The 22,739-nt window shown below is 42.4% G+C and carries 25 protein-coding genes and 1 pseudogene; 6 read left to right on the top strand and 20 right to left on the bottom strand.

What is annotated here, in order from left to right; translation table 11 throughout:
• The 17 genes from fabG to VQ643_RS02375 form a co-directional block, all read right to left on the bottom strand.
• A complete protein-coding gene (fabG, locus tag VQ643_RS02455; protein ID WP_414197683.1) occupies positions 1-729 on the bottom strand; it encodes a 3-oxoacyl-ACP reductase FabG in 729 nt (242 codons plus the stop codon).
• Entirely contained in the window at positions 726-1,175 is a 450-nt protein-coding gene (locus VQ643_RS02450) for a hotdog family protein (protein ID WP_414197682.1), read from the bottom strand. Before VQ643_RS02450 ends, fabG begins: the two co-directional genes overlap by 4 nt.
• The gene (locus VQ643_RS02445) at positions 1,172-2,362 is read right to left on the bottom strand and encodes a beta-ketoacyl-ACP synthase (protein ID WP_414197681.1); all 1,191 of its coding nucleotides are present in this window, start codon (positions 2,360-2,362) and stop codon (positions 1,172-1,174) included. The genes VQ643_RS02450 and VQ643_RS02445 overlap by 4 nt, the downstream gene beginning before the upstream one ends.
• A complete protein-coding gene (locus VQ643_RS02440) occupies positions 2,359-2,859 on the bottom strand; it encodes a hypothetical protein (RefSeq protein WP_414197680.1) in 501 nt (166 codons plus the stop codon). Before VQ643_RS02440 ends, VQ643_RS02445 begins: the two co-directional genes overlap by 4 nt.
• The gene (locus tag VQ643_RS02435) at positions 2,856-4,100 is read right to left on the bottom strand and encodes an NAD(P)/FAD-dependent oxidoreductase (RefSeq protein ID WP_414197679.1); all 1,245 of its coding nucleotides are present in this window, start codon (positions 4,098-4,100) and stop codon (positions 2,856-2,858) included. The genes VQ643_RS02440 and VQ643_RS02435 overlap by 4 nt, the downstream gene beginning before the upstream one ends.
• A 93-nt stretch (positions 4,101-4,193) precedes the next feature.
• Positions 4,194-6,527, bottom strand: a complete 2,334-nt coding sequence (locus VQ643_RS02430; protein ID WP_414197678.1) for an MMPL family transporter — start codon at positions 6,525-6,527, stop codon at positions 4,194-4,196.
• The gene (locus tag VQ643_RS02425) at positions 6,502-7,095 is read right to left on the bottom strand and encodes a LolA family protein (protein WP_414197677.1); all 594 of its coding nucleotides are present in this window, start codon (positions 7,093-7,095) and stop codon (positions 6,502-6,504) included. The genes VQ643_RS02430 and VQ643_RS02425 overlap by 26 nt, the downstream gene beginning before the upstream one ends.
• Entirely contained in the window at positions 7,092-7,517 is a 426-nt protein-coding gene (locus VQ643_RS02420) for an acyl-CoA thioesterase (RefSeq protein WP_414197676.1), read from the bottom strand. Before VQ643_RS02420 ends, VQ643_RS02425 begins: the two co-directional genes overlap by 4 nt.
• A complete protein-coding gene (locus tag VQ643_RS02415) occupies positions 7,510-9,066 on the bottom strand; it encodes an HAL/PAL/TAL family ammonia-lyase (protein ID WP_414197675.1) in 1,557 nt (518 codons plus the stop codon). Before VQ643_RS02415 ends, VQ643_RS02420 begins: the two co-directional genes overlap by 8 nt.
• Entirely contained in the window at positions 9,047-9,985 is a 939-nt protein-coding gene (locus VQ643_RS02410; protein WP_414197674.1) for a glycosyl transferase, read from the bottom strand. Before VQ643_RS02410 ends, VQ643_RS02415 begins: the two co-directional genes overlap by 20 nt.
• Positions 9,975-10,718 (bottom strand): glycosyltransferase family 2 protein, encoded by a 744-nt coding sequence (locus tag VQ643_RS02405; RefSeq protein WP_414197673.1) that lies wholly within the window; start codon positions 10,716-10,718, stop codon positions 9,975-9,977. The genes VQ643_RS02410 and VQ643_RS02405 overlap by 11 nt, the downstream gene beginning before the upstream one ends.
• Positions 10,708-12,393 (bottom strand): AMP-binding protein, encoded by a 1,686-nt coding sequence (locus tag VQ643_RS02400; protein ID WP_414197672.1) that lies wholly within the window; start codon positions 12,391-12,393, stop codon positions 10,708-10,710. Before VQ643_RS02400 ends, VQ643_RS02405 begins: the two co-directional genes overlap by 11 nt.
• Positions 12,380-12,940 (bottom strand): hypothetical protein, encoded by a 561-nt coding sequence (locus VQ643_RS02395; protein ID WP_414197671.1) that lies wholly within the window; start codon positions 12,938-12,940, stop codon positions 12,380-12,382. Before VQ643_RS02395 ends, VQ643_RS02400 begins: the two co-directional genes overlap by 14 nt.
• On the bottom strand, positions 12,927-13,184 hold the full coding sequence (locus tag VQ643_RS02390; protein ID WP_414197670.1) for an acyl carrier protein: 258 nt from the start codon (positions 13,182-13,184) through the stop codon (positions 12,927-12,929). Before VQ643_RS02390 ends, VQ643_RS02395 begins: the two co-directional genes overlap by 14 nt.
• Before the next feature lie 10 nt (positions 13,185-13,194).
• On the bottom strand, positions 13,195-13,455 hold the full coding sequence (locus tag VQ643_RS02385) for a phosphopantetheine-binding protein (protein WP_414197669.1): 261 nt from the start codon (positions 13,453-13,455) through the stop codon (positions 13,195-13,197).
• Positions 13,415-14,245 (bottom strand): lysophospholipid acyltransferase family protein, encoded by an 831-nt coding sequence (locus tag VQ643_RS02380; protein WP_414197668.1) that lies wholly within the window; start codon positions 14,243-14,245, stop codon positions 13,415-13,417. Before VQ643_RS02380 ends, VQ643_RS02385 begins: the two co-directional genes overlap by 41 nt.
• Entirely contained in the window at positions 14,221-14,913 is a 693-nt protein-coding gene (locus VQ643_RS02375; RefSeq protein WP_414197667.1) for a beta-ketoacyl synthase chain length factor, read from the bottom strand. Before VQ643_RS02375 ends, VQ643_RS02380 begins: the two co-directional genes overlap by 25 nt.
• Positions 14,914-15,106: 193 nt before the next feature.
• On the opposite strand from VQ643_RS02375, the gene ampE reads away from it, so the two are divergent.
• The 6 genes from ampE to mnmE all read left to right on the top strand — a co-directional run bounded on the left by ampE (position 15,107) and on the right by mnmE (position 20,317).
• Positions 15,107-15,928, top strand: a complete 822-nt coding sequence (ampE, locus tag VQ643_RS02370; RefSeq protein ID WP_414197666.1) for a regulatory signaling modulator protein AmpE — start codon at positions 15,107-15,109, stop codon at positions 15,926-15,928.
• A gap of 433 nt (positions 15,929-16,361) precedes the next feature.
• Positions 16,362-16,496, top strand: coding sequence for a 50S ribosomal protein L34 (gene rpmH, locus VQ643_RS02365; protein WP_414197665.1), 135 nt, complete (start codon positions 16,362-16,364; stop codon positions 16,494-16,496).
• 15 nt (positions 16,497-16,511) lie between these two features.
• Positions 16,512-16,880 carry a ribonuclease P protein component gene (gene rnpA / locus VQ643_RS02360; RefSeq protein ID WP_414197664.1) on the top strand — a complete coding sequence of 123 codons (369 nt, stop codon included), beginning with the start codon at positions 16,512-16,514 and terminating at the stop codon, positions 16,878-16,880.
• A gap of 3 nt (positions 16,881-16,883) precedes the next feature.
• Positions 16,884-17,120, top strand: a complete 237-nt coding sequence (yidD, locus tag VQ643_RS02355; protein ID WP_414197663.1) for a membrane protein insertion efficiency factor YidD — start codon at positions 16,884-16,886, stop codon at positions 17,118-17,120.
• A 2-nt stretch (positions 17,121-17,122) separates the two neighbouring features.
• Entirely contained in the window at positions 17,123-18,868 is a 1,746-nt protein-coding gene (gene yidC / locus VQ643_RS02350) for a membrane protein insertase YidC (protein ID WP_414197662.1), read from the top strand.
• Between the two features lie 75 nt (positions 18,869-18,943).
• Positions 18,944-20,317: a tRNA uridine-5-carboxymethylaminomethyl(34) synthesis GTPase MnmE gene (gene mnmE, locus VQ643_RS02345; protein WP_414197661.1), complete on the top strand. Its 1,374-nt coding sequence runs from the start codon at positions 18,944-18,946 to the stop codon at positions 20,315-20,317.
• 346 nt (positions 20,318-20,663) lie between these two features.
• Here the strand turns inward: mnmE and VQ643_RS02340 are convergent, their stop codons facing one another.
• The 3 genes and pseudogenes from VQ643_RS02340 to VQ643_RS02330 form a co-directional block, all read right to left on the bottom strand.
• Positions 20,664-20,834 (bottom strand): IS3 family transposase, encoded by a 171-nt coding sequence (locus tag VQ643_RS02340; RefSeq protein ID WP_414197660.1) that lies wholly within the window; start codon positions 20,832-20,834, stop codon positions 20,664-20,666.
• Between the two features lie 77 nt (positions 20,835-20,911).
• Positions 20,912-22,058: pseudogene (locus VQ643_RS02335) on the bottom strand (IS3 family transposase).
• Between the two features lie 483 nt (positions 22,059-22,541).
• Positions 22,542-22,739, bottom strand: a 198-nt coding sequence (locus VQ643_RS02330) for an integrase core domain-containing protein (RefSeq protein WP_414197659.1), incomplete at its 5' end; no start/stop codon positions are given.

Below are 22,739 nucleotides of genomic sequence, written 5' to 3'. Positions count from 1 at the left end.
TTAGCAAAGCCCACCATTCACCGCAAGTACTTGGCGTGTTATATACGAAGCTTCAGCGGACATTAAAAAGTTAACCGCTGCCGCAACTTCTTCTGGAGTTCCCATACGCTGTGCTGGAATCAGTTTAAGAATTTCATCCACAGGTACATTTTCATCTAGCATCGCGGTATCAATTAACCCTGGCGCAACACAATTGACAGTTATTTTACGTTTTGCTAGCTCAATAGCTAAGGCTTTGGCAGCACCAATAACGCCTGCCTTGGAAGCGCTGTAATTGACTTGACCACGATTGCCTATCAGCCCTGATACCGACGTAATACAGACAATACGCCCTGCGCTACGGCGGCGAATCATCGGCATCATCAGCGGATGCAAGACATTATAAAAACCATCAAGATTAGTGCGCAGCACACTGTCCCAATCTTCATCTGTTAATGCAGGAAAAGCACCATCACGGGTCAATCCTGCATTGCATACTACGCCATACCACGCACCATGCTGTTCAATTGCTTGTTCTACTACAGTGCGTGTTTGTTCGCGATTAGCCACATCAAACTGCAAAATATTCACCGCACGGCCTAATGCACTAATCTCTTGCGCTACAGTTTGCGCTTCAGCCATACCGCTACGGCAATGTAAGCTGATATCAAATCCTGCTTGTGCTAAACGCAATGCAATAGCGCGACCAATGCCACGGCTAGAGCCTGTGACTAATATTCGATTATTCATGGTTGTTCCTCAGCAAAATACTGCTGCACATTAGTTGGGCGATATACGTTAAGGCGTGCTGTTTGGCTAATTGCTTGAGCAGTTAGCCAGCATTCAAATACGCCCATACCGCTCTCGTCTTCTAATGAGCGCTTAGCAGTAATGGTTAATATGCTATTTAAAGGAAAACGATCTACATTGGTTTCAAACCGACGCGTGCCTAATAAAAAGCCTAACTCCACTGGTAAACCTGCTTGCTTAGCACGCATGCCTGCATAAGCGGCAATGCTTTGTGCCATCAATTCAATGCCTAAATACGCAGGGTAGCTGCCATCTTCTTGGTTAAATAAACCATTATTTTTAACTATCACTTGCGTGGTGACTTGCTCTTCATCCCAGCTAATAATTTTATCCAGCAACATCATATTGCCGCTGTGTGGTACTAGCGCTGCAATAGCTTCGCTCATGGACGTACTCCTAAAATTAAGCTGGTGTTATTTCCGCCAAAGGCAAAAGAGTTGCTCATTAAACAATCCAATTGATAACTATTTTGCTCTTCTATTAATGCTATTGGTGGCATACTGCTATCGGCTTGCCCGTCCCATTTATGCATAGGTAACGCACGGTTCGGATTATACTTTTCAGCCAAACTCAGCCAACAAAAAGCTGCTTCTAATGCACCCGCCGCACCTAATGTGTGTCCTGTTAAGGCTTTTGTGGATGAACACAGCATAGGCTGCGCAAATACCTGCTGTAGCGCCCGACTTTCCATAGCATCGTTATGTGTAGTCGCAGTCCCATGTAAATTAATATAGGAAATCTCTGGCGCCGTTAATTGAGCATCCTGCAAGGCATGTTGCATCGCTAAAGCTGCACCTTTGCCATTAGGTTCTGGTGCGGAAATATGGTATGCATCAGAACTAGCGCCAGCACCCAGCAAACTAATAGAAGACTCTGTCACTGGTGTTTTAGTCATTAAAAATACAGCCGCACCTTCACCAATATTAATACCATTACGGTTAGCCGAAAATGGATTACAAATCCCTGTAGTGCTTAGTGCTTCTAAACTGTAAAAGCCATTTAAGGTTAAGCGACATAAGCTATCGACACCACCACAAATCACCGCATCACATAAATCTGCAGCTAATAAACTTTTTGCGCTAATCAAAGCACGAGCACCTGAAGTGCAGGCAGTCGATACACTAAAACTTGGACCATGCAAAGCATAGTGATGACTAATAAAACGCGCAGGATCTACCAGCATTTGCTGGTGGTAATCATAGGTTTTAGGTAGTTGTCCTTGTTGCTGATAGCTTGCAATGTGCAACCCAGCTTCATGGATGCCGCTGGTACTCGTGCCCATAACAACCGCAATACGTTGGGCCCCCCAAAGACTAATGGCGTGCTGTATTTGACTGTCAATTTGCAACAACGCTTGTAATAACAAACGATTATTGCGTGTATTAAATAGAGGCAAATGCTCTAAGCTAGGCAGCTCGGCGAGCACTTGCCCTACGATCAAGCATTTTTCAGGCACCCAGTTTTCTACAGGTAACATGCCATGCTGTGCGCCTTGCCATAAACCCTGCGCAACCGTAGCCTTGTCTGCACCTAATGCACAGTTAAGTCCTAATGCTGATAAATACGCGCTCATTGCATATCCATTGGTCTTACGGTTAATACACTGGCATCAGAAAACTCAATCATGAATGCGCCTTTCTCTAAATAACTGACCAACCAAAAATTCTCTAAGGTACGTTGCATCGGGTTCAAATACAGATCAGCGTATACTTTTGTGGCCTTTGTGGTGTCGAGTAAGGCGAACAAGACTGCATGTAACCAACTCATTGCCTGCGCATTCGGCGGCAATAAGCCTTCAGCCTGCCATTGCTTGCCTACTAATTGCTGGCGCAACACAGGAATACCAATAGGATCAAACAGCGACCAGCGGCTGGTATCTTGTTGCTGCTGAATCACCAACAAGTACTGTTCATCTATTTGTCCTGCTTTTTCCCATGTTAATTGCAAGCTAGTTGCCGCTGTGGATAACACTGGATTCGGTGCTTGCTGTAATACGGGTAACTGCTTAGCACACGCACTAAGCACTAAGCAGATCAGCCCTAAATAGCATGCCTTTAATAATGAACTCATGAATCTGCACGACAAATTTCAGCCAACACGTTTAACCGACGTTTGTGTTCAGCTACATAAGGATTTTTTGTATCCCATGCATAACCTGCCAGAATCGAACAAATCATACGACGGATTTCAAATTGGGTGTTTTTGTAATAAATCACATCTTGGAAACGACCGTCGTACCAACCTTCAACATAGGTTCTAAAGGTTTCTACGCCCAATTTTAACTGTTCTGAGAAGTCTTGTTCCCAATTGACGGCTTGGCCTTTGAACTGCTGATCTAACAAATTCGCTGCCATGCTGGAGGAGCGCATACCAATGGTAACACCTGAAGAAAACACTGGATCTAAAAACTCAGCAGCATTACCCAACAAAGCAAAATTTTTGCCATAGAGTTTTTTCACATTCGCTGAGTAACCTACCAAGGTTCTAAATGGATTACTCCACTGCGCATTTTTAAAGATACGGCGCAAATTAGGCGCTTCATTAACAAATTGTTTTAGGCAAGCTTCTAAAGCTTCAGGGTAATTTTTAAAACGATCTAACTCGCCAACCACGCCTAAGGAAGTAACGCCGTCACTAAATGGAATGCTCCAAAACCACACATCACGATACGTTGGATGAGTAGTAATTAGAATTTTCTCGCGGTTAAATTGTGGATCATCAATACGATCTACCACATGGGTGAATACTGCTTTACGCACGGCTAATGATGATGGTGTTTCTAAATCCAACAAACGTGGTAATACACGACCATAACCACTGGCATCTAACACAAAATCAGACTGTACTTGGTACAGTTCGCCATTGTGTTTTTTAACCGTTAATACTGGGCGTTGCTGGTTAAAATCGCCATCCATAATTTCTTCTTGGTAGCGAATTTCTACGCCTTGTTTTTCTGCTTCGTCAGCTAATAACTTATCAAATTCACCGCGCTTAACTTGGAAAGTTGAGGTTTTACCTTGCGTAAATTGATCACGAAAATCAATTTCTACATAACGATCATCACCCCAGCCAAACGCCGCGCCGTGTTTTACTTGGTAACCTGCTTGTTGCACAGCCTCTAACATGCCCGCTTCTTCAATAAAATCAAGGCAATGAGATAGCAAACTTTCACCAATACAAAAACGTGGGAATTGCTGCTTTTCTATTACTAAAACGTCATAACCTTTACGTTTTAAAATAGCCGCCGCAATAGATCCTGAAGGACCTGCACCAATCACAACAACTTTACGTTGCTCTAGAGTTAGTTCCACATTATTTCCTTAATGTTTTATGAACATTAGTCGCTTTTGCTGCCAATGCAGCAGGTTATTTATAATTAACAATGAACACTCATTGCTAATGACTTACACCGCTGCCACGGGTTTGCCTCTATAAGCCCAAGGGGAAAATAAAAAGCAAAACAACAAACCAAGGGTGACAGCAATACCAAAACTACTCACCACAGGTGTTGATGAAACACCTAATAAACCAAAAGACAACCATGTTGTAACGGCTGCCAAAAAAGTACCTAATAAGCTCACAGCAGCACCGCCAACGCCTTCATACATAATGATGGCGTAATCCACCCCAATGGCGGTGACCAGCAATAAACCAAACAAACTAAATAAGGTTAGGGTTTGTCCCATCCAACCTAAACAAGCGGCGGCTACTACTGCGGCGCATAAAGAAACACCCACAGTGACCAAAGCACCACGGACACCTAAGGCAAAGCTCAGAACAATAAGTATCAATACGCTTGAGATGATTTTTAGTTCAATGGCAGTAGTTTGTGCTTGCTTAAATAATTGGTTCAATTCAGCAGGGCGATCAACCCAAGTAACACCATCAATACCCGTAGCAAGAGCGGCAAGGTCATCTAATTGCTTAACACCTTGCAAGCTAACCATGCTGGCAAAGCTGCCGTCGTCTTGTTGTAGCCATAAATTACGCCACGGCTCAGCAAAGCTATTTTGTAATACCGCTTGGCTATCACGTTCAGGCAATTGACTTAGTTGCTGCAATTCATAAGTTAATAATTCAGGTGCAATCCCTACATCTACTAATCCTGCAAATTGCTCAGCTGACAAATTGGCAGTTACCTGTTGCAAGCTAGGTGATCCAACTTTTCCGGCTAGTAATTGGTTAGGTGCCATATAACTAGTTAGATACTGTTGTTGAATAGCGTGATCTAGTTGATCAGTGATTTGTTGTAACCGACTAAACAGCAAAGCTTCGCTGTCGGCTCTGACCAAAAAGAACTGGCTGGTTGGCTGGTAACCTGTAATTTGTCCGATTTGCTGCGCCTGCGTTAATAAATTTGCTTCAGGATTGACCCAAGCACGCAAATCATCTTTCACCTGCAAATGCCACAAACCACCCAAAGTAAAAATAATTAATGCCAGCGCCAGCGTTACATTGCTCACTTTACTTAGTAAATGAGCGCGAATATCTAATAGCCATTGCATTATTTTCACAGGTGTAGAAGACAAGTGCATTTGGTGTGCTTGGAATAACCAAGGCAACAAACACACGGTAGTTAAGTAGGCTGCCAATAAACCTGCCACAGAAAACACTGCCACTTGGGTTAACGCAGGAAATGGCGTAAAGGCTAAAGCTAAATAGCCGATAGCGTTGGTAATCACACCTAAGGTTAAACCTGACAGTGTTGCTTGAAGCACACCCCAACTATCCCACTGATTATCGCGCCATGCTTTAGATAAATAATGCAGCGGAAAATCAATAGTGACACCAATTAAGCTAGCGCCCAAGACCAAGGTCATTACATGAATTTTTCCAAACAGCAAAACGCACAAGGTAACACCCACCCACATACCTAAAATAGCAGGTAAAAAGGCTAATAAACTGCGTATACTGCGAAATAACAGCACTATTAACAACAAAGCGCCTATGGTTGAAATACCACCTATCCATTGCATCTCGGTAGATGCCTGGGCTTGTCCTGAAGCAGCAAAGAGTAATCCACTGCTGGCTAATAAGGTGAGATTTTGGCTGGCTAGTTGTTGACGAATCAACTCAACTTGCTGCGCTACGGCTAATGATAAATTGCCATTAAACGCCGTATCTTTAGTACTCGCACGAATCAGCGCCCAACGAACGCCTTGTTCATCTAATGCGTATAAATGCCCTTGCAAATCAACCTGTACTTTAGAATCAGGTTGTAAGTGCTGCTGAATACGTAAACTAATGCCAAGCCAATCTTGTTCTGGACGCACCAAGCTAAAACCTTGAATAGGATCAAACAACTGCTCAATACGTTGCTGAGCAAATAACTCAGGATTATTGGCTAATAATTGACGATCTGTCAGTGGCAATAACGCTGCACGGTCTGTTAGCAACTCTTGGCGCAATTGATCAAGATTTTGCGTTACTGTGCTTTGTACATGGGCAAATAAACCACTGTGCTCCAATTGTTGTTTAACCCAATCAAGCTGTGTTGCATCAGCAGCATCGGGCTGTTGAATAAGGAGTATAAGTTCTTTATCTAAGGGGGCTTGCATCTGTTGCTGTGCTTGCAACTGCACAGGATCAAGTGTTCCTTTGGGTAAAATATCTAATAAGCTGGCGCTAATAGGTGCGCCATTGCGCCACTGCCAAGCCGTTAGCCCAAGCAATGTGGTAACAAATACCATAAAGCCAATCAATAAGCGCTTCTTACACGCCGAAGTCATGCTGTTCATTGCTTAGTAACTGTTGATCTGGTTGACTGTTGATAAAACGCAGTACAGTTTTATCGCCCTGAACTTCATGTAATTTAATGCTGGAAACCAGTTGCCCACCTTCAATTTCAATCTGCTGAAAAATCTGTTTTAAAAATACTGAGCGGGGCGTAAGGAGTAATCTCCAGTTATCTGTAGTGCCTGTTAGGGTTAAATCAAAATCTTGTTGCAAACCACTACGGTCACCTTGCAGCACTGCTAAAAAAATACGGCTTTGGCGGGCAACTGTTTCTTGTTTATTCTGTATTTGCCAGCCATCAGGTGTATTTAAGGCAACACCTTTGCCATTAATACGGTATTGCTTGCTAATAGGTTTGCTTAAAAACCACAGCAAGCCTTGTTGTTTAGATAGCACATAATTGCCTTGGCTTTTAAGTGGCATTGGCAAATCGCGTAGGTATTTTTCTTGAGCAAAATCGCCACGTATCACTTGTGCTTGGCTTAGTTGCGTTTCTAATTCATCTAAACTAAATGCACAACTTAACTGGCTAAAAATACTTAAACTCAGCAGTGCTATCCAATATCTCATGTGAGGGCTTGCTCCACTGCTTGCACAAAAATAGCAGGGCATTGAAATTGCATTTCGCGTGACTCCATATGCACTGCAACCTGTGTTGATGAACCACGCGTAAGCCGCGTTCCTGTGGCTTCATCAACCACTAAATAGTTGATGACTAAACGATTTTCCCACTCAATTAAGTCTGCAATAATTTTAATTTTCTGCCCAAAAACAGCCCAGTGCACATAGCGCACTTGCAAGTCAACCACAGGCCACGCATAGCCTGAGTCGCGCATTTGTGTGTAGTTATGGCCAATTTTATTTAATAGCGCACAACGGGCGACTTCGAAATATTTGACGTAATTGCCGTGCCAAACTACATCCATTGAGTCCACATCAAAGAATGCTACTTCAAGGCTCACTTCTGCTTGCAACACGCCTTTCTTACGCATAAAGACTCCATTTCTGCTGACGAATTAAAGCCACGCATAATCGTAGCTCTGGTTCTAAAACGCGGTCATGTTCTAGCACTGCAAAATCATCATTCAATTGTTGATACATACTTTGTAGCGCTGGTGACAGTTGGCACTGAGCTTGCTGACTACGCAGCCAAATAGCTTGCTTAGCAGCCAGTAAAGTAGCAGCTACAACTTGTTCGGCTAATTCTAAGCTACGGCGTGCATCGCGTGCGGCAATAGTGCCCATGCTGACTTTATCTTGGTTATGGCATTCGGTAGAGCGTGAAAAGACACTAGCAGGCAAGGTATTTTTCAGGGCTTCAGCAGTCCATGCGCTGACTGCAATCTGCACCGCTTTAAAACCATGATTTAACATAGCAACCGCTTGAGGTGCACCCGATAAGTTGCTTGGCAAACCATGGTTATAGCGCTGGTCAACCAACAAAGCGAGTTGTCGATCTAATAGATCACTCAGATTACCTATAAGGTTTTTCATACTGTCCATTGCAAATGCAATATGCCCGCCATAAAAGTGACCACCATGCAAAATACGTTGCTGTTGTGCATCTATAATTGGGTTGTCATTGGCGCTATTGAGCTCTGTTTCAATAAAGCGTCGCAGCCAATCTAAACTATCTGCCAATACACCCAGAACATGCGGGGCGCAGCGAATAGAATAACGATCTTGCAAACGATGGAGATGACCTAAGCCATTGTCTTGCACATTCAATTCTGGAGCAGCCAAGTCTTCGCGAATCCACGCTGCCACTTGCATCTGCCCTAAATGTGGTTTGGCATTAAATAATGCTTCACTAAAATGGTCGCTATTGCTTTGCAATGCCACAGCGTTCATCGCCGTAATGCGCGTTGCCAGTTTTAATAAGTACTCACCACGGGAAAATACATGGCAGGCAATCCCCGTCATTACCGCAGTGCCATTCATTATGGCTAACGCTTCTTTTGGACGTAGCTTAAGTGGCTGCCAACCTAAATCACGATGTACATCTGCACTTTTGCAAACCTTTCCTTGATATAACACATCACGCTCGCCTGATAAGGCGGCTGCCACATAAGATAAAGGCGTAAGGTCGCCACTTGCCCCCACTGAACCTTCTTCAGGAATTAGCGGTAAAATATCCTGCTGTAAAAAAGCCGTTAACCGCTCTAACAACTCCCAACGCACGCCAGACATACCAAAACACAATGACTGTAAACGTACCGCTAAAACGGCACGCGTTTCTTCTGCACTGAGTATTTGTCCCATACCGCAACCGTGGAAGGTATAAAGATGCTTAGGCAACGCTTCTACTTGCTCTAATGGAACAGGCACTACGCAAGAGTCGCCATAACCTGTAGTAACGCCATACACCACGCCTTCATGGTCTAACAAACTGTCTAAATACGCGGCACCTTGACGAATAAAGGCAATATATGACGCATCATTTTGTAAGCGTACAGTAGTTTTTTTGGTTGATAAGGCGATGACTTGTTCAATCGTCAATGGTTGACGACCAAACACAACTTCATTGATTGACGGATTCATGGCGTTTCCAAAAAGGATAAAAGTTAAACCACTGATCGGGCGCTTGTTCACAATGCACCGCAAGCCGATCAGCAAAAGCTTGTGCAGCTTGAGTAATAGACTGTTCTCGGGTTTTACGCGTCCAACTTAGCTGTTCTAAAAAAGGTTCCATAATGACGTGGTAGCGACCTTGTTTTTTCAAACAAAACACTAAGCTCACTGGGCATTTTAAAATGCCTGCTAATAGCCAAGGACCTTGCGGTAGTGCAGCTTTTTTACCTAAGAAATCAACCTCAACCATGCGACCTTGATTCAGCGGAATACGATCGCCTGCAATGGCCAACCACTCGCCTCGCTCTAGGCGTTCGGTTAATTGCAGCATAGTTGCAGCGTCTAATTCGCTGACCTGAATGAGGCGCATACGTTGCGCACCTGCTTCACCTAATAATTTATTAAAGTGTTCAGCATGACGGGTGTGTACTAGCACATTCATTTGCACTTCTTGGCTAATTTCAGCTAATGCACGGCAAATTTCTAAATTGCCTAGATGTGAGCCTACTAATAATTGCCCACGTGCTTGTTTATTACGCGTTGCTTGGCGAATGGCGGTTTGATCTTCAATCTGTACTGTGGATAAGTTAATTCGTCCATGCCATACATCGAACTTATCTAAAATAGAGTCTGCAAATGCCAAAAATTGCTTATAAGTTTTCTTTTTACTTGGCTGTAATGCGGGGTTATCAGTGGCAGTGGCTAGGTTCTGATAAAATTCTGTAATGCTACGGCGAGCGGTTTTACCTGTGAGGAAAAAATACAACACTATGCTGTACAGCACAGGACTAATAACACGGCGGCCAAAAACTCGAGTTAGCCACAGCGTTAATCGCATAAAAACTAAACTTCCGCGTTCTTGTTGAGCTGCCCAGTGCTTAGAATCCATGGCTAATTTTTCTCCGTAGTAAGCGCGGGCTGCGCCATAACATGCCAAAAAACAAGCGGGCATGCATTTTAGAAATCAACAGGTTATCTAAACCTGCTTTAAAATGCGAAACGCCATCTTCAGGATAATGGACCTTAGTTTGCAGCCATAACATGGGTTGGTTATCCCAGCTTAAACGCACCAGAATTTCAATATCAAAATCCATGCGTTTACCTAACTGTACTTTATCTAACAAAGCTACAGTGCTGGCTAACGGATACACACGAAAACCGCACATAGAATCTTTAATACTTAGCGACAGCGTATTTATCCATACCCAAACATGGGTGATATAACGAGCGTATAAGCGACCCTTTGGCACAGATTCATCATAGCGTGGATAACCACAGATAACGCTAGTTTGGTGCTGTTCGGCTATCGTCATAAATCGCTGCACATCATTCACATCGTGCTGACCATCAGCATCAACCTGCAATGCATGGCTGTAACCTAGTCGTAACGCTTCACGCAGCCCAGCCATCACAGCGCCGCCCTTGCCTTGGTTGTGTGCTAGCTCAGTTAAGTGTATTAAAGGTTGTTCTGCCAATTTACGCATAACCTGTGTGCATTGCGCGTTTGAACCATCATTCACTAGAACGCAAGGAATATTTTTACCCACAAGCGCAGCAACAACCTTAACTAATGGCTTTTCATGGTTATACACAGGAATAACCACAGTTAACTTAAACGTCACTGGCATGCCCTAACAACAAACGACCAGATGCGTAGTTTTTGTCGTTATTACTGTAACTAAAATACAGCTTGGCTTTATCTCGGTCATACCGTAAATCTAGCTGTACAACATCGGCAGGACGCATAAGCTGTTGAAACTTAATAACTTCCATACCTAAAAAGAGTGGTGGTAAATCGCTTATCAATTGCTGTGCTAGCTGCTGTGCCCATGCAATTTGAACTACGCCTGGCACTACGGGGGCTTGCGCAAAGTGTCCAGTAAAACAGGCGAGATCTAACGGCACACTTAAACTGAGTTGCTGTTGCCCATCAACTTGAGTACAGGTTAATACCATTGGCTGTTTAGTTTGTTCTGCTGCCAGTAGTTGATTAATTTGTGCTTGGCCCAGTTTGCTTTGGCTATTGCTGGGTAGATGTTCAAATAAACGCCAGCGCCGTGGTAAGGCTAAGGCTTCACAGTAATCTGTTAAATGTTGGCGTAATTGCGCAATCACTGCTTTGCGCCCTTGGTTACGTAAAGCGTGAATGCCTTGTGCATTCAACGCTACTAATGCACCTAAAAAAGCACGTTGCTCTTGCACCACACCTAAACGGGCTTCGATTATCCACGGATGTTTAGCTAAAGCCTGTTCTAAATAAGGCAAAGAAACTCGTTTTTCTTCCAGCTTAACTAAGCGATCTAAACGCCCAAGCAAGGTAAATTGGTTACCACTTAACTCAACCGCATCATTGGTTTGTTCAACCTTTTGCGCCAGCCAAGGCGAACTCACTTTGAGTGCGCCGCGCTCATCTTGGCTTAACTTAACCTTAGGCAAAGCTTCCCAACTCGTATTGCCTTGTTTAAAGGCAATACCACCTGTTTCAGAACTGCCATAAATTTCCGTTGGATAAAAATCTAGTTGTTGATAAATAGCGGTCGCGCAATCTTGTACAAGTGGACCGCCTGAGGAAAAAATAAGGCGGACTTGTTTGAGTAATTGCCAATTTAAATTAGCACTCATTCTTTTCAGTAACGCTGGGCTAGTAACCCACACGACAGGACGATTTGCCGCAATCAAGGCTTGGGTTTGCTGTTGCAAATCTTCTGGAAAAGGTAATGGCTGTGAATAAAAGTCGCGTCCAGCACACATCGGCCAAATTACACGAAATAACAAACCATAAATATGCTGGCTAATAACGCTGCCTAAAACTACTGCATTACTTAACTGAGCGCCCCAAACTTTTTCTAAAACAATAACTTCTTGCTGTAATTGATTAAGTGATTTGTTAATTAATTTAGGCTCGCCTGTTGAACCTGAAGTACAAATAGTAAGCAATGGCGCATCAAGATTTAGTTTTTTGGGTTTTAACGTTAGCGCTACACTGGCAAGCGCAGGCTCTACAATTAGGCTTTGTAGCTGCTCACCAGTGTTAATCCACATATCAATCTTATTGTTTAATTGTGCTTGGCTTTGTGCTTGCTCATCACTGGGTAAATAAACTTTTACCCCTGCTCGCCATGCTGCCAATAAAGCAATCGCTAATAATTGTGCATCACGTAAATACAGCGCAACTTTTTTAATGCCTGCTTGTCTAAGCCCAGCCGCCATCATTAATGCTTGCTGCTGTCGATATTTTTGTTGTTCGCTGGCCTGTTCAGGCACATTGACTAAATTGGCTAAATCAATCCACTGCATGTTTTCTAACCCAACGTCGGGCTGTCCATTCCCCGATAAACAAAATTCCCATAGCGATATATGCAATAAAACCGTTGTATAACGTCCACCATGTTAAAGGTGCATATAACGCTAAAAGTGTGGCAATACTGCCGTTAATAATAAAAAAACCAATCCAAACTTTAGTAACAACGCGCGTATAACGCACGCCAGAAGCAGGCAAGTTCGGTTCAGATAAACGTGCTAAGCGCTCAATAATGGGTGGTCCGTAAAATAAACTTAAACTAAATAACAGGCACATTAGGCTATTAATAAATACAGGATACCAATACAGCGCTTGTTGGTTATCTAACAGTACTAAAGCAACACAGAAAAACAAGGCGCCCCAAGCGATAAAGCGTTGGTTGCTGGTGTTAGGTTGAATAAGCGCACGAACTAACCAAATACCTGCCAATAGTAGGGCAAACCAACGCACTGAAAAGTGCTCTATCCCAAAATAAACCAGAAATGGGTACGTTAGCCCTACTACTACTAATAGTAGGTTAATTAAACCTTTAAGCGTGTTCACTGTTAGCAAGTTTATAAATTGCTTCAACTACATCTTGTACAGTACGCACAGCTTTAAATTCTTCTGGCTTAATTTTTTTGCCTACTTTACGGTTTAAGTGGTCAATTAAATCAATAGCATCAATGCTATCAATTTCTAAATCTTGATATAGATTGGCCTCTAACGCCACTTTATCTTCAGGAAGCTCAAACAGTTCAACTAAGGTGCTTTGTAATTCTTTAAAAATTTCTTCACGTGTTTGCATTTATAGCTCCTTAAATACTTTGCTGCTGGCGAATAAAGTTTGCCAAGCTGGTGACATTCGCAAAGTATTTACGAACATCTTTTGATTCAGCATCAATTTTTACATTGAATTGTTTTTGTATGGCTAAACCCAATTCCAAAGCATCTACAGAATCTAGACCTAAGCCATCACCGAATAAGGCCTCTTCTGAAGAAATATCTTCAATGCTGATATCTTCTAAACCTAGCGAATCAATGATCAATTGTTTGATCTGTATTTCTAATTGACTCATGCTGGGTCAACTCCTTTAAAAAATAATCATGTAAATAGGTATTTAATTGGCGTGATGCTTTAGGCATGTTGTTGCTTTGCAAAAAATCATTCGGATTAATATCTTCACCAACTTCAATTGTAAAATGCACACGGCGCGCAGGGATTTTATACCAAGGTTCAGCTTTGGTCAGTGTTGTAGGTGACACATTAATCAACACTGGAGTAATTACCCGTGCTCCTTTTAATGCAATAGACGCAGCCCCTCGGTGAAACTCAGGCGCTTTACCAGGTGTAGTGCGTGTTCCTTCAGGGAATATAATTAATGTTTGTCCTTGCTGGAGCACTTGCACAGATTCATCAAACATTTCAATACTGCCATTATTACTGATGTAATTAGCAGCGCGTACTGGTCCTCGCATAAATGGGTTATGCCAAATACTTTGTTTTACAATGCAATTAGCATTTTTTACTTGCGCAATAATAAGTACCACATCAATTAATGATGGGTGATTAGCAATAATCATTTGCCCCGGCTGACCTAAACGTTCAGCACCTTTTAAGTCATAAAACAACACACCAGAACAATTCATAAAACCAACAAAAAACTTAAAGGTTTTATGCACTGCTAAGCGGCAGTAAGCTTGCTTTTTTTGTTGGTCTTTTACGCACAAATGAATCAGTGGAAACACTACTATACGTAAAATTAATCCGCCTATACCAAATAAGCTAAAACTTAAGGCTGTTGCAAATAATCGCCACACATAAGGAGGATTATAGTGCTGGGCTACACCTTCCTTTGCCAATTCCATGTCCGTAACTCAGTCGATGTTGTTAGTTGTTGTTGCCCCAATAAAAATTGCAACAACGCTAATAAATAAGGCCCTTGTCCTTTGTGTATGCTAGGTGCACTCCAATTTAATTGGTAATCACTACCTGCCTCTAAAACCAATGCAAGTGCATAGGGAAATTCTGCATCTTTAACCCAGCGCTGATAGAGCGCAGGCTGCACATCTTCTGCAATAACAACCAGCACACTGGTAGCGCCTTGATTCAATAACAATTGAGCTTCTAATACCGCGCTTTCTAATACATCTTCTGCCGTAGCGATAGCAATCATTGGCTGCGGATCTTCACGCAGAATTGACCACAAACCTGTAATTGCATTGTGCACTGAAAGGCTAAACTGCATAGGCGACAAATCTTCCCGCCGCCCCACACTCTCTAGCAACTCTAAATTGCGTTGATTTTCGCCATGCTGTGAAGCAAACACCAATGGCTGACTTTGTTTAAGGTCTAATAAATGCCATGCAGCTGCAAACACCATACGTGCCATTGGGCTTAAACGACGACGTTGCATGGCAGGTAGATAGCTCGCATCCGCACACAACGCAGGATCAGTTACTATGCGTTGGTCAACGGGTAATTGCTCTGCTAACGCAGGAACTAAAGCTCTCCAGTGCTTAATATTGAACTGCACAGCAGTCACCTTAATTTAAACAATTAAATATGTTACCAAATTTTTCATTAATTTGGCGAGCCTACTCAAATACGTAATGCATAACTTGCACACATTTTAGTCGCAGCTAAATCACAGGTTATTTACAAGTTACTCACATCCAAGTAATGATACAGGCATACAGAACTACAAATATTGATAAGGAGAGTGATAAATGAGTTTTTTAGTGCTCATGCTCACTATCATTTTAGAAAAACTTTCTCACATACGCAGTGAAATACAAAAAGATAGCTGGTGGTTTGCTTTGCAAACACGCTGCACTGTGCTTTTTACTAAAACACCTTGGCTGGCTTTGTTTTTATCCCTTGCGGTAGCACTGGTTCCGCTAAGTATAATTTTTTACTTTTCTTCCTCTATTTTTTATGGATTGCTGCTCTTACCTCTGCATTTAGTCATAGTCCTTTACAGCATAGGTCGAACAGATATTAAAAAAAACCTCGGCTCGTTTCGTGATGCATGGCGTAGACAAGATAAAACAGGAGCTATGCTATCTGCACAACGTGATTTAGAAATCTATGTTGAGCACGACAAAGACCTATTCATTGCTGTTCAGCAGTACATGTCATGGAAAGCCTATCAAGGCTTTTTCAGCGTTATTTTTTATTACTGCCTATTTGGCCCAATTGTTGCGCTAACATACCGCTTATTAGTACTCACAGCAGAGCAAAGCAGGCACCCTCAACTTGCTGAAAAAGCTCGCTTTTTATTACATTCACTTGACTGGATTCCAGTACGCTTACTAGGTCTTACCTTTGCGCTAATGGGTAATTTCTCAGCTGTTAGTAAAAATATAATGCATAACATATTAAGCATTGAAATCAGTGCTGCTTCTTATATTGGTCAGTCTTCACGCGCCGCAGCTGACATTAATGACAATCAACAAATAGACGTTCTTGATCAACTTTGGCAGCTACTGGTTCGTAGCGCTATGTTTTGGTACATCGTTGTGGCTTTTTTCACTTTATATAGCTGGTAATAAACCCTGTGAATAACTCAAGCTAAGCTAAGTGCTTAATTCTGTGTGTAACTTGTCTTTTTCTTAGTTTGTGTATAACTGCTAGAGTTATTCACAGCTTAAAAAATGCATTCAAACAACTAATAGGCCTTTTTAGAACAGAGTTTAATACCTTACAACTAATTGAAAAATATAGATTTTATGATGTTATACACAGAAAACAGCTTAGCTAATACATAATAAAAATAACTAAACAGATAAATATATTTTCATTTTTATATTTTTGTTTACGCCTATTTTCTGTAAAACTGTTGGTCGATTTTATGCGATAAATGTCAAGTCAAAGGCGTGTAATAATTGACCTTAGGCTCAGGTTTCAATAGAATCGCCGATCTATTTAGTTTGGGGACCACTTAGGGACCCATTGCCCAAAGAAGTCACCAGGTACAAAAAAATGAAACGTACATTTCAACCAAGCGTAATTAAACGTGCTCGTAACCACGGCTTCCGTGCTCGTATGGCTACTAAAAATGGTCGTGCAGTATTAGCTCGTCGTCGTGCTAAAGGCCGTAAACGTCTGAGCGCTTAATACTCGGAACATACAGTGAGTTTCAGCTTTGAAAGACATAAGCGTCTACTGAGCGCTGGTCAATTTAAAGCTGTATTTGACTCAGCTGATGGCAGGGTTCCTGGCCGAAGTGTTTTGGTCCTTGCTCGCGAAAACCGGCTTGAGTACCCACGTCTTGGGCTGGTTATCGGTAAAAAAAGCGTAAAGCTTGCTGTTCAGCGCAACCGCATAAAACGCCAGATACGCCAATCATTTCGTTTACAACAAGCTCAACTGCAAGGTTGGGATATTGTCGTAATTGCGAAAAAAGGGCTTGCAGATTTAGAAAACTCACAATTAGAGCAGCAATTTGCCAAAATCTGGAAGCGTTTGCTAAAGCAATCGAAAAACGTTGAAGGTGAATAACCAATGAAAAAATTGGTTTTGCTTCCTATCCGCTTTTACCAATATGCGATTAGCCCAATGATGGCTAGTCACTGTCGTTTTTACCCTAGCTGTTCATGTTACGCTGTTGAAGCTATTGAACAACATGGTGTTTTACGTGGTAGTTGGCTCACTGTACGTCGTTTAGGGCGTTGCCATCCTTGGAATGCCGGTGGTTATGATCCGGTACCTCCATCATCTTCATCATCTACGGCTAAATAATCATGGATATCCAAAGAACGATACTTATCGTCGCCTTGGCTGTGGTTTCGTACGTTATGGTTCTAAAATGGAACGAAGACTACGACAAACCGCAAGCAGTTCAGTCGAACCCTGTGGCAACGCAACAATCAACATCAGATATACCTACTGCTAGCAACACAGCAAGTAATAACGATGATGTTCCTACTGCTATTAATAGCAGTGATACGCCAGTAGCGGTGGCAAATACAGTTGTTAGTGATAATTTAATTACAGTAAAAACTGACATCATGTCGATCAAAATTGATCCACGTGGTGGTGATATTGTTGATAACGATTTGTTGCTTTATGCAATGAATAAATCTCAGCCAGATATCCCGTTTAAACTACTTGAAAATAACACAGCACGTTTATATGTCGCACAAAGTGGTTTAGTAGGTACTAATGGCCCTGATGCAACGATAAAGGGGCGCCCACTTTATAGTACAACGCAATCCAGCTACCAACTCGTAGATGGTCAAGACCAATTAGTGGTTGATCTTACTTTAAGTAAAGATGGCGTTAACTATATCAAGCGCTTTACCTTTTATCGTGGTTTAGATAGCAGCTGCTCTGCCAAAAAAATAGCTGAACTACAAACCAGTTGCTTGAATAAAAAAGCGTATGAAGTTGATGTCAAATTCATCGTACAAAATACGTCAAGCCAAGCATGGAATGGTAATTTTTATACTCAAATTAAACGCGATAAATCAGGTGATCCATCAAGTGCAGGTGCTGCTAGCACTGCAACCTATCTAGGCGCCGCAGTTTGGACACCAAGTGAGCCTTACACCAAAATTAAAATGGGTACTATGGACGATAAAAACTTCTCTGAGAAAGTTCAGGGTGGTTGGGTCGCATGGCTACAACATTATTTCGTTACAGCTTGGGTTTCCGATAAAGATCAACACAACACAGTTACCACACGCAAAGACAATGCAGGTAATTATATTGTTGGCTTAATGAGCAACCAAGTTACTATTCCTGCAGGTCAAACAGCAGAAATGGGCGCTACGTTATACTCTGGTCCAAAAATTCAGAGCCACTTAAAAGAGTTATCCCCAGGTTTAGAGCTAACTGTTGATTACGGCTTCTTATGGTTCTTAGCTCAGCCTATTTTCTGGTTGTTAAATATTATCCACAGCCTCTTTGGTAACTGGGGTTGGTCGATTATTGGTTTAACTGTGTTAATTAAACTGATTTTCTTCCCATTATCAGCTGCTAGCTATCGCTCAATGGCACGTATGCGTGCAGTTGCACCAAAAATGCAAGCATTGAAAGAACAGTACGGTGATGATCGTCAGAAAATGTCGCAAGCGATGATGGAACTGTACAAAAAAGAAAAAATTAACCCACTTGGCGGTTGTTTACCTCTTTTACTACAGATGCCAGTATTTCTAGCCTTATATTGGGTATTACTAGAAAGCGTGGAAATGCGCCAAGCACCTTGGATGTTCTGGATTACAGACCTTTCAAGTAAAGATCCATTCTTTATTTTACCTATCATCATGGGCTTAAGTATGTTCGTACAGCAGCACTTAAACCCAACACCACCAGATCCAATGCAAGCTAAAGTGATGAAGCTACTGCCAATCATCTTTACCTTCTTCTTCTTGTGGTTCCCAGCAGGTCTAGTATTGTACTGGGTAGTGAATAACGTATTGTCTATTGCACAACAATGGGTTATTACACGAAAAATTGAAAAAGCCGCTGCTGAAAAAGCTCATTAGTAGACAGATGCGCTAAACTAAAACGCCCCTTTATTGGGGCGTTTTTCTATTTATCTGAAATATTGGAGCAACGCCATGCCTATTCATAAAGACACTATTGCTGCTATCGCAACTGCTCAAGGGCGCGGTGGTGTAGGTATTGTTCGTATTTCAGGGGTAAAGGCTTATGCTATTGGCCAACAAATTACTCAACGTGAATTAAAACCACGTTTTGCCCACTATGGACCTTTTTTCTCAGAAGCGGATTTAGCCATTGATGAAGGACTGGCGTTATTCTTCCCTAATCCTCATTCATTTACTGGCGAAGATATTGTAGAACTGCAAGGGCATGGCGGCCCTGTTGTGTTAGATATGTTACTACAACGTTGCATTGAATTAGGTGCACGCCTAGCTCGACCTGGTGAATTTAGCGAACGTGCTTTTTTAAATGACAAACTAGACCTAGCCCAAGCCGAAGCTATCGCTGACCTTATTGAAGCCAGTTCTACCCAAGCAGCACAAAACGCCTTACGTTCATTACAAGGTGTATTTTCTAAACGTGTACATGCACTTACAGAACAACTTATTGCTTTGCGTATTCATGTGGAAGCGGCCATTGATTTTCCAGAAGAGGAAATTGATTTCTTAGCCGATGGGCACATCTTAAGCTTATTAAACGACGTGCGCACTGAACTGGTAAATGTACTCAAAGAAGCAGGACAAGGTGCATTACTACGTGACGGCATGAATGTAGTTATTGCAGGTCGCCCTAATGCAGGCAAATCTAGCTTGCTAAATACCTTAGCTGGCTATGAAGCAGCGATTGTCACTGATATTGCAGGCACAACCCGTGATGTGCTGCGCGAACATATCCACATTGATGGCATGCCTGTGCATATCACAGATACTGCAGGTTTGCGTGACACCCAAGATCAAGTTGAGCAAATTGGCGTAGAACGTGCACTGAAAGCCATTGCAGATGCCGATCGAATTTTATTAGTGGTCGACAGTAACGCAGCAGAAGCCAGCAATCCTTTTGCTTTATGGCCAGAGTTTTTAGACAGTGCGCCTAACCCTGAAAAAGTAACACTGATTCGCAATAAAGCCGATTTATCAGGTGAAACTATTGGTATAGAACATAGCGCTGATGGCCATGCAACTATCACCTTATCCGCACGAAAAGGCGAAGCTAAAGGCATAGAGTTACTGCGTGAACATCTCAAGCAATGCATGGGCTTTCAACAAACTACCGAAAGCACCTTCAGCGCTCGCCGCCGTCATATAGATGCACTGCACCAAGCGCAAAAGCATCTTGATAATGGTCACAACCAATTAGTTAATGCCAGCGCAGGCGAACTTCTAGCAGAAGACCTACGCATGGCACAGCAAGCTCTAGGCGAAATTACAGGCGAATTTAGTGCTGATGACTTACTTGGACGGATTTTTTCGAGTTTTTGTATCGGGAAGTGAAGTAGCTCATCAATCAGAGAAACGTGGTAAAACCCTTCAAAACACATCAAAATAAGTAATTGTTTTTAATGGTTATTATTCATTTTTTGTTGCGAGGCGGTTTTACTGCATTTCACATGCTTTTGCTCCGCTTTGCTAAAAATTGATCCCTATTTACTCCCAGGTTAGAATTTTGGAGTAATGGGAGCAAAAAGGAGCGGAGATGAAGGTATCAGTAAACAAGCGTAATCCTAACTCGAAAGGGCTTCAGCAACTTAGACTGGTGTACTACTACGGTGTTGTTGAAGGGGATGTAATGGTTCACTAAAATGGAACACATTATTAGGCAGCTTTTAAGGTTCTTGCTTCATATTGGTCTGGAGCTAACTTGGTTATAAAATGGCTCTATATAATCAATGATATCTGCCACAGCTTGATGTCGATTCAAATATCTTCGATAGTTAATTCGTTCAGATTTCAAGCTTCTAAAAAAACGCTCAACCACTGCATTATCTAAACAATTACCTTTACGGCTCATACTGGCTGTTATTGAGTGATATTGAAGGCAAGACTGGAATGCTTCACTACTGTACTGACTGATAAGGCCTGACTTTCTCAGACACTTTTTTGATTCATAAAATACTGTTTTTCATAGTTCATTGGTGACACCCGCTGATTGTGCGTGTGCTTGCGTTTTGGATTGTAAAACATCTCAATGTAATGAAATATAGCCCGCCTTGCTTCTTCCCGTGTTTTGTATTGATGGCGGCGTATTGTTTCTTTTTTAAGGTTGCCAAAGAAACTTTCAGCAACTGCATTATCCCAACAATTGCCTCTGCGGCTCATGCTAGCTTCCATATTAAGTGAGCGGAGCAACTTCCTAAAATCACGGCTGCTGTATTGAGAGCCTTGATCCGAATGCAGCCACACAGTGCCTCCGGGCTTACGACGCCAGTAAGCAGCCATTAAAGCATCTTGAACCAGAGTGTCAGTCATCCGCTCAGACATCGACCAGCCAACAATGCTGCGTGCGAACAAGTCCATGACTACAGCCAAGAACAAGAAGCCTTCCTGGGTATGAATATAGGTGATATCGCTGACCCATCACTGGTTAGGTGCAGACACATTAAAAGCACGGTCGAGCGTGTTTGGTGCTGTGATATCAGGCTTACCGCTATAGTAGCCTTTAGGTCTTTTATAGCCGCGTTGCGCACAAATCTGCGCCAATCGCATTAATCTGAGTATTCGATCGCGCCCACACCAGCCTCAGCAAGATCAAGATGGATATTGCGATAGCCATAGTGTCCACCACTTGCCAGCCAATAGTGTTTAACCAAAGGCAGTAAGCGTTGATCATCCTTGTAACGCTTGCTCTCTGGCGTTTTACCCCAAGCGTAATAGCTGCTGTGATGAACACGCATCACCTTGCAAAGTAGGCGCACAGGATAACGGTGGCAACGAGATTTTATGAACGCGTACCGTTCTTTGACTCGCTGGCAAAGAACACGGCGGCCTCCTTTAAGATGTTGCGCTCTTGCTCAACACGCTTCAGTTCGCGCTTTAAACGGGCGATCTCAGCCTGTAAATCATTATCTTCCAGTCGTTTTTTAACCGGTTTGGAAAAGATCTTAATCCAGTTGTACAGTGTCTTATCACTGATGCCTAAGCGCTTAGCAACGTCTACAACAGCATAACCATGGAGGGTCACTTGGTTGACTGCTTCTTGCTTAAACTCATCTGAATAACGGTAGCCTTTGCTCATGTTTAACCCCTTATGGTTGTTCATCTTTTTACCATAAAAAGTGTCGGGGTTAGTCAGGCCTTATCAGATTGGACTATCTACTTTACAGCGTTGGGTACGTCAATATAAGAATGAGCAGCAAGGAATTACGCCTAAACCTTCTGCTATTACAGAAGAGCACAGGCGAATTCAGTAGCTTGAAGCAGAAAATAAACGATTACGCAGCGATAATGAATTATTAAAAAAGGCTTCAGCCTTCTTCGCCCAAGAAATGAGCAAAAACAAATGATGGTGCTGAAATTGAAGAAGGCAGGATTTAATACAGCTCAAGTTTGCCGTTGTCTAGCTATTAGTCGTCCCCGTTACTACCAACGAATAAAACCTAAACCTATAGATATACAACACACTAAATTAATAGCTAACCTGCGATATATCTATGCAAAACTGGATGCAGTCTATAGAAGTATGTAATCCCCCATTTTCCACAGTGCTCATCTGTAGAATTTAAGCTGCCTGTAATAGCTGCCTTGGCGGTACTCCTCCGATGCCAGTGTGAGGGCGTTCGTTGTTATAACTCCAAAGCCATTGTGTAGCAAGTTCTTGAGCCTGTTCAATGCTGTCAAAGATGTTTAAATCTAACCATTCATGACGCACTGTTCGGTTAAAACGCTCAACATAAGCATTCTGTGTCGGTTTGCCTGG

The sequence above is a fragment of the Pseudomonas sp. F1_0610 genome (assembly GCF_047470865.1).
GTDB lineage: Bacteria > Pseudomonadota > Gammaproteobacteria > Pseudomonadales > Pseudomonadaceae > JAZDRH01.
This window is presented reverse-complemented; position numbering and strand designations above follow the sequence as displayed.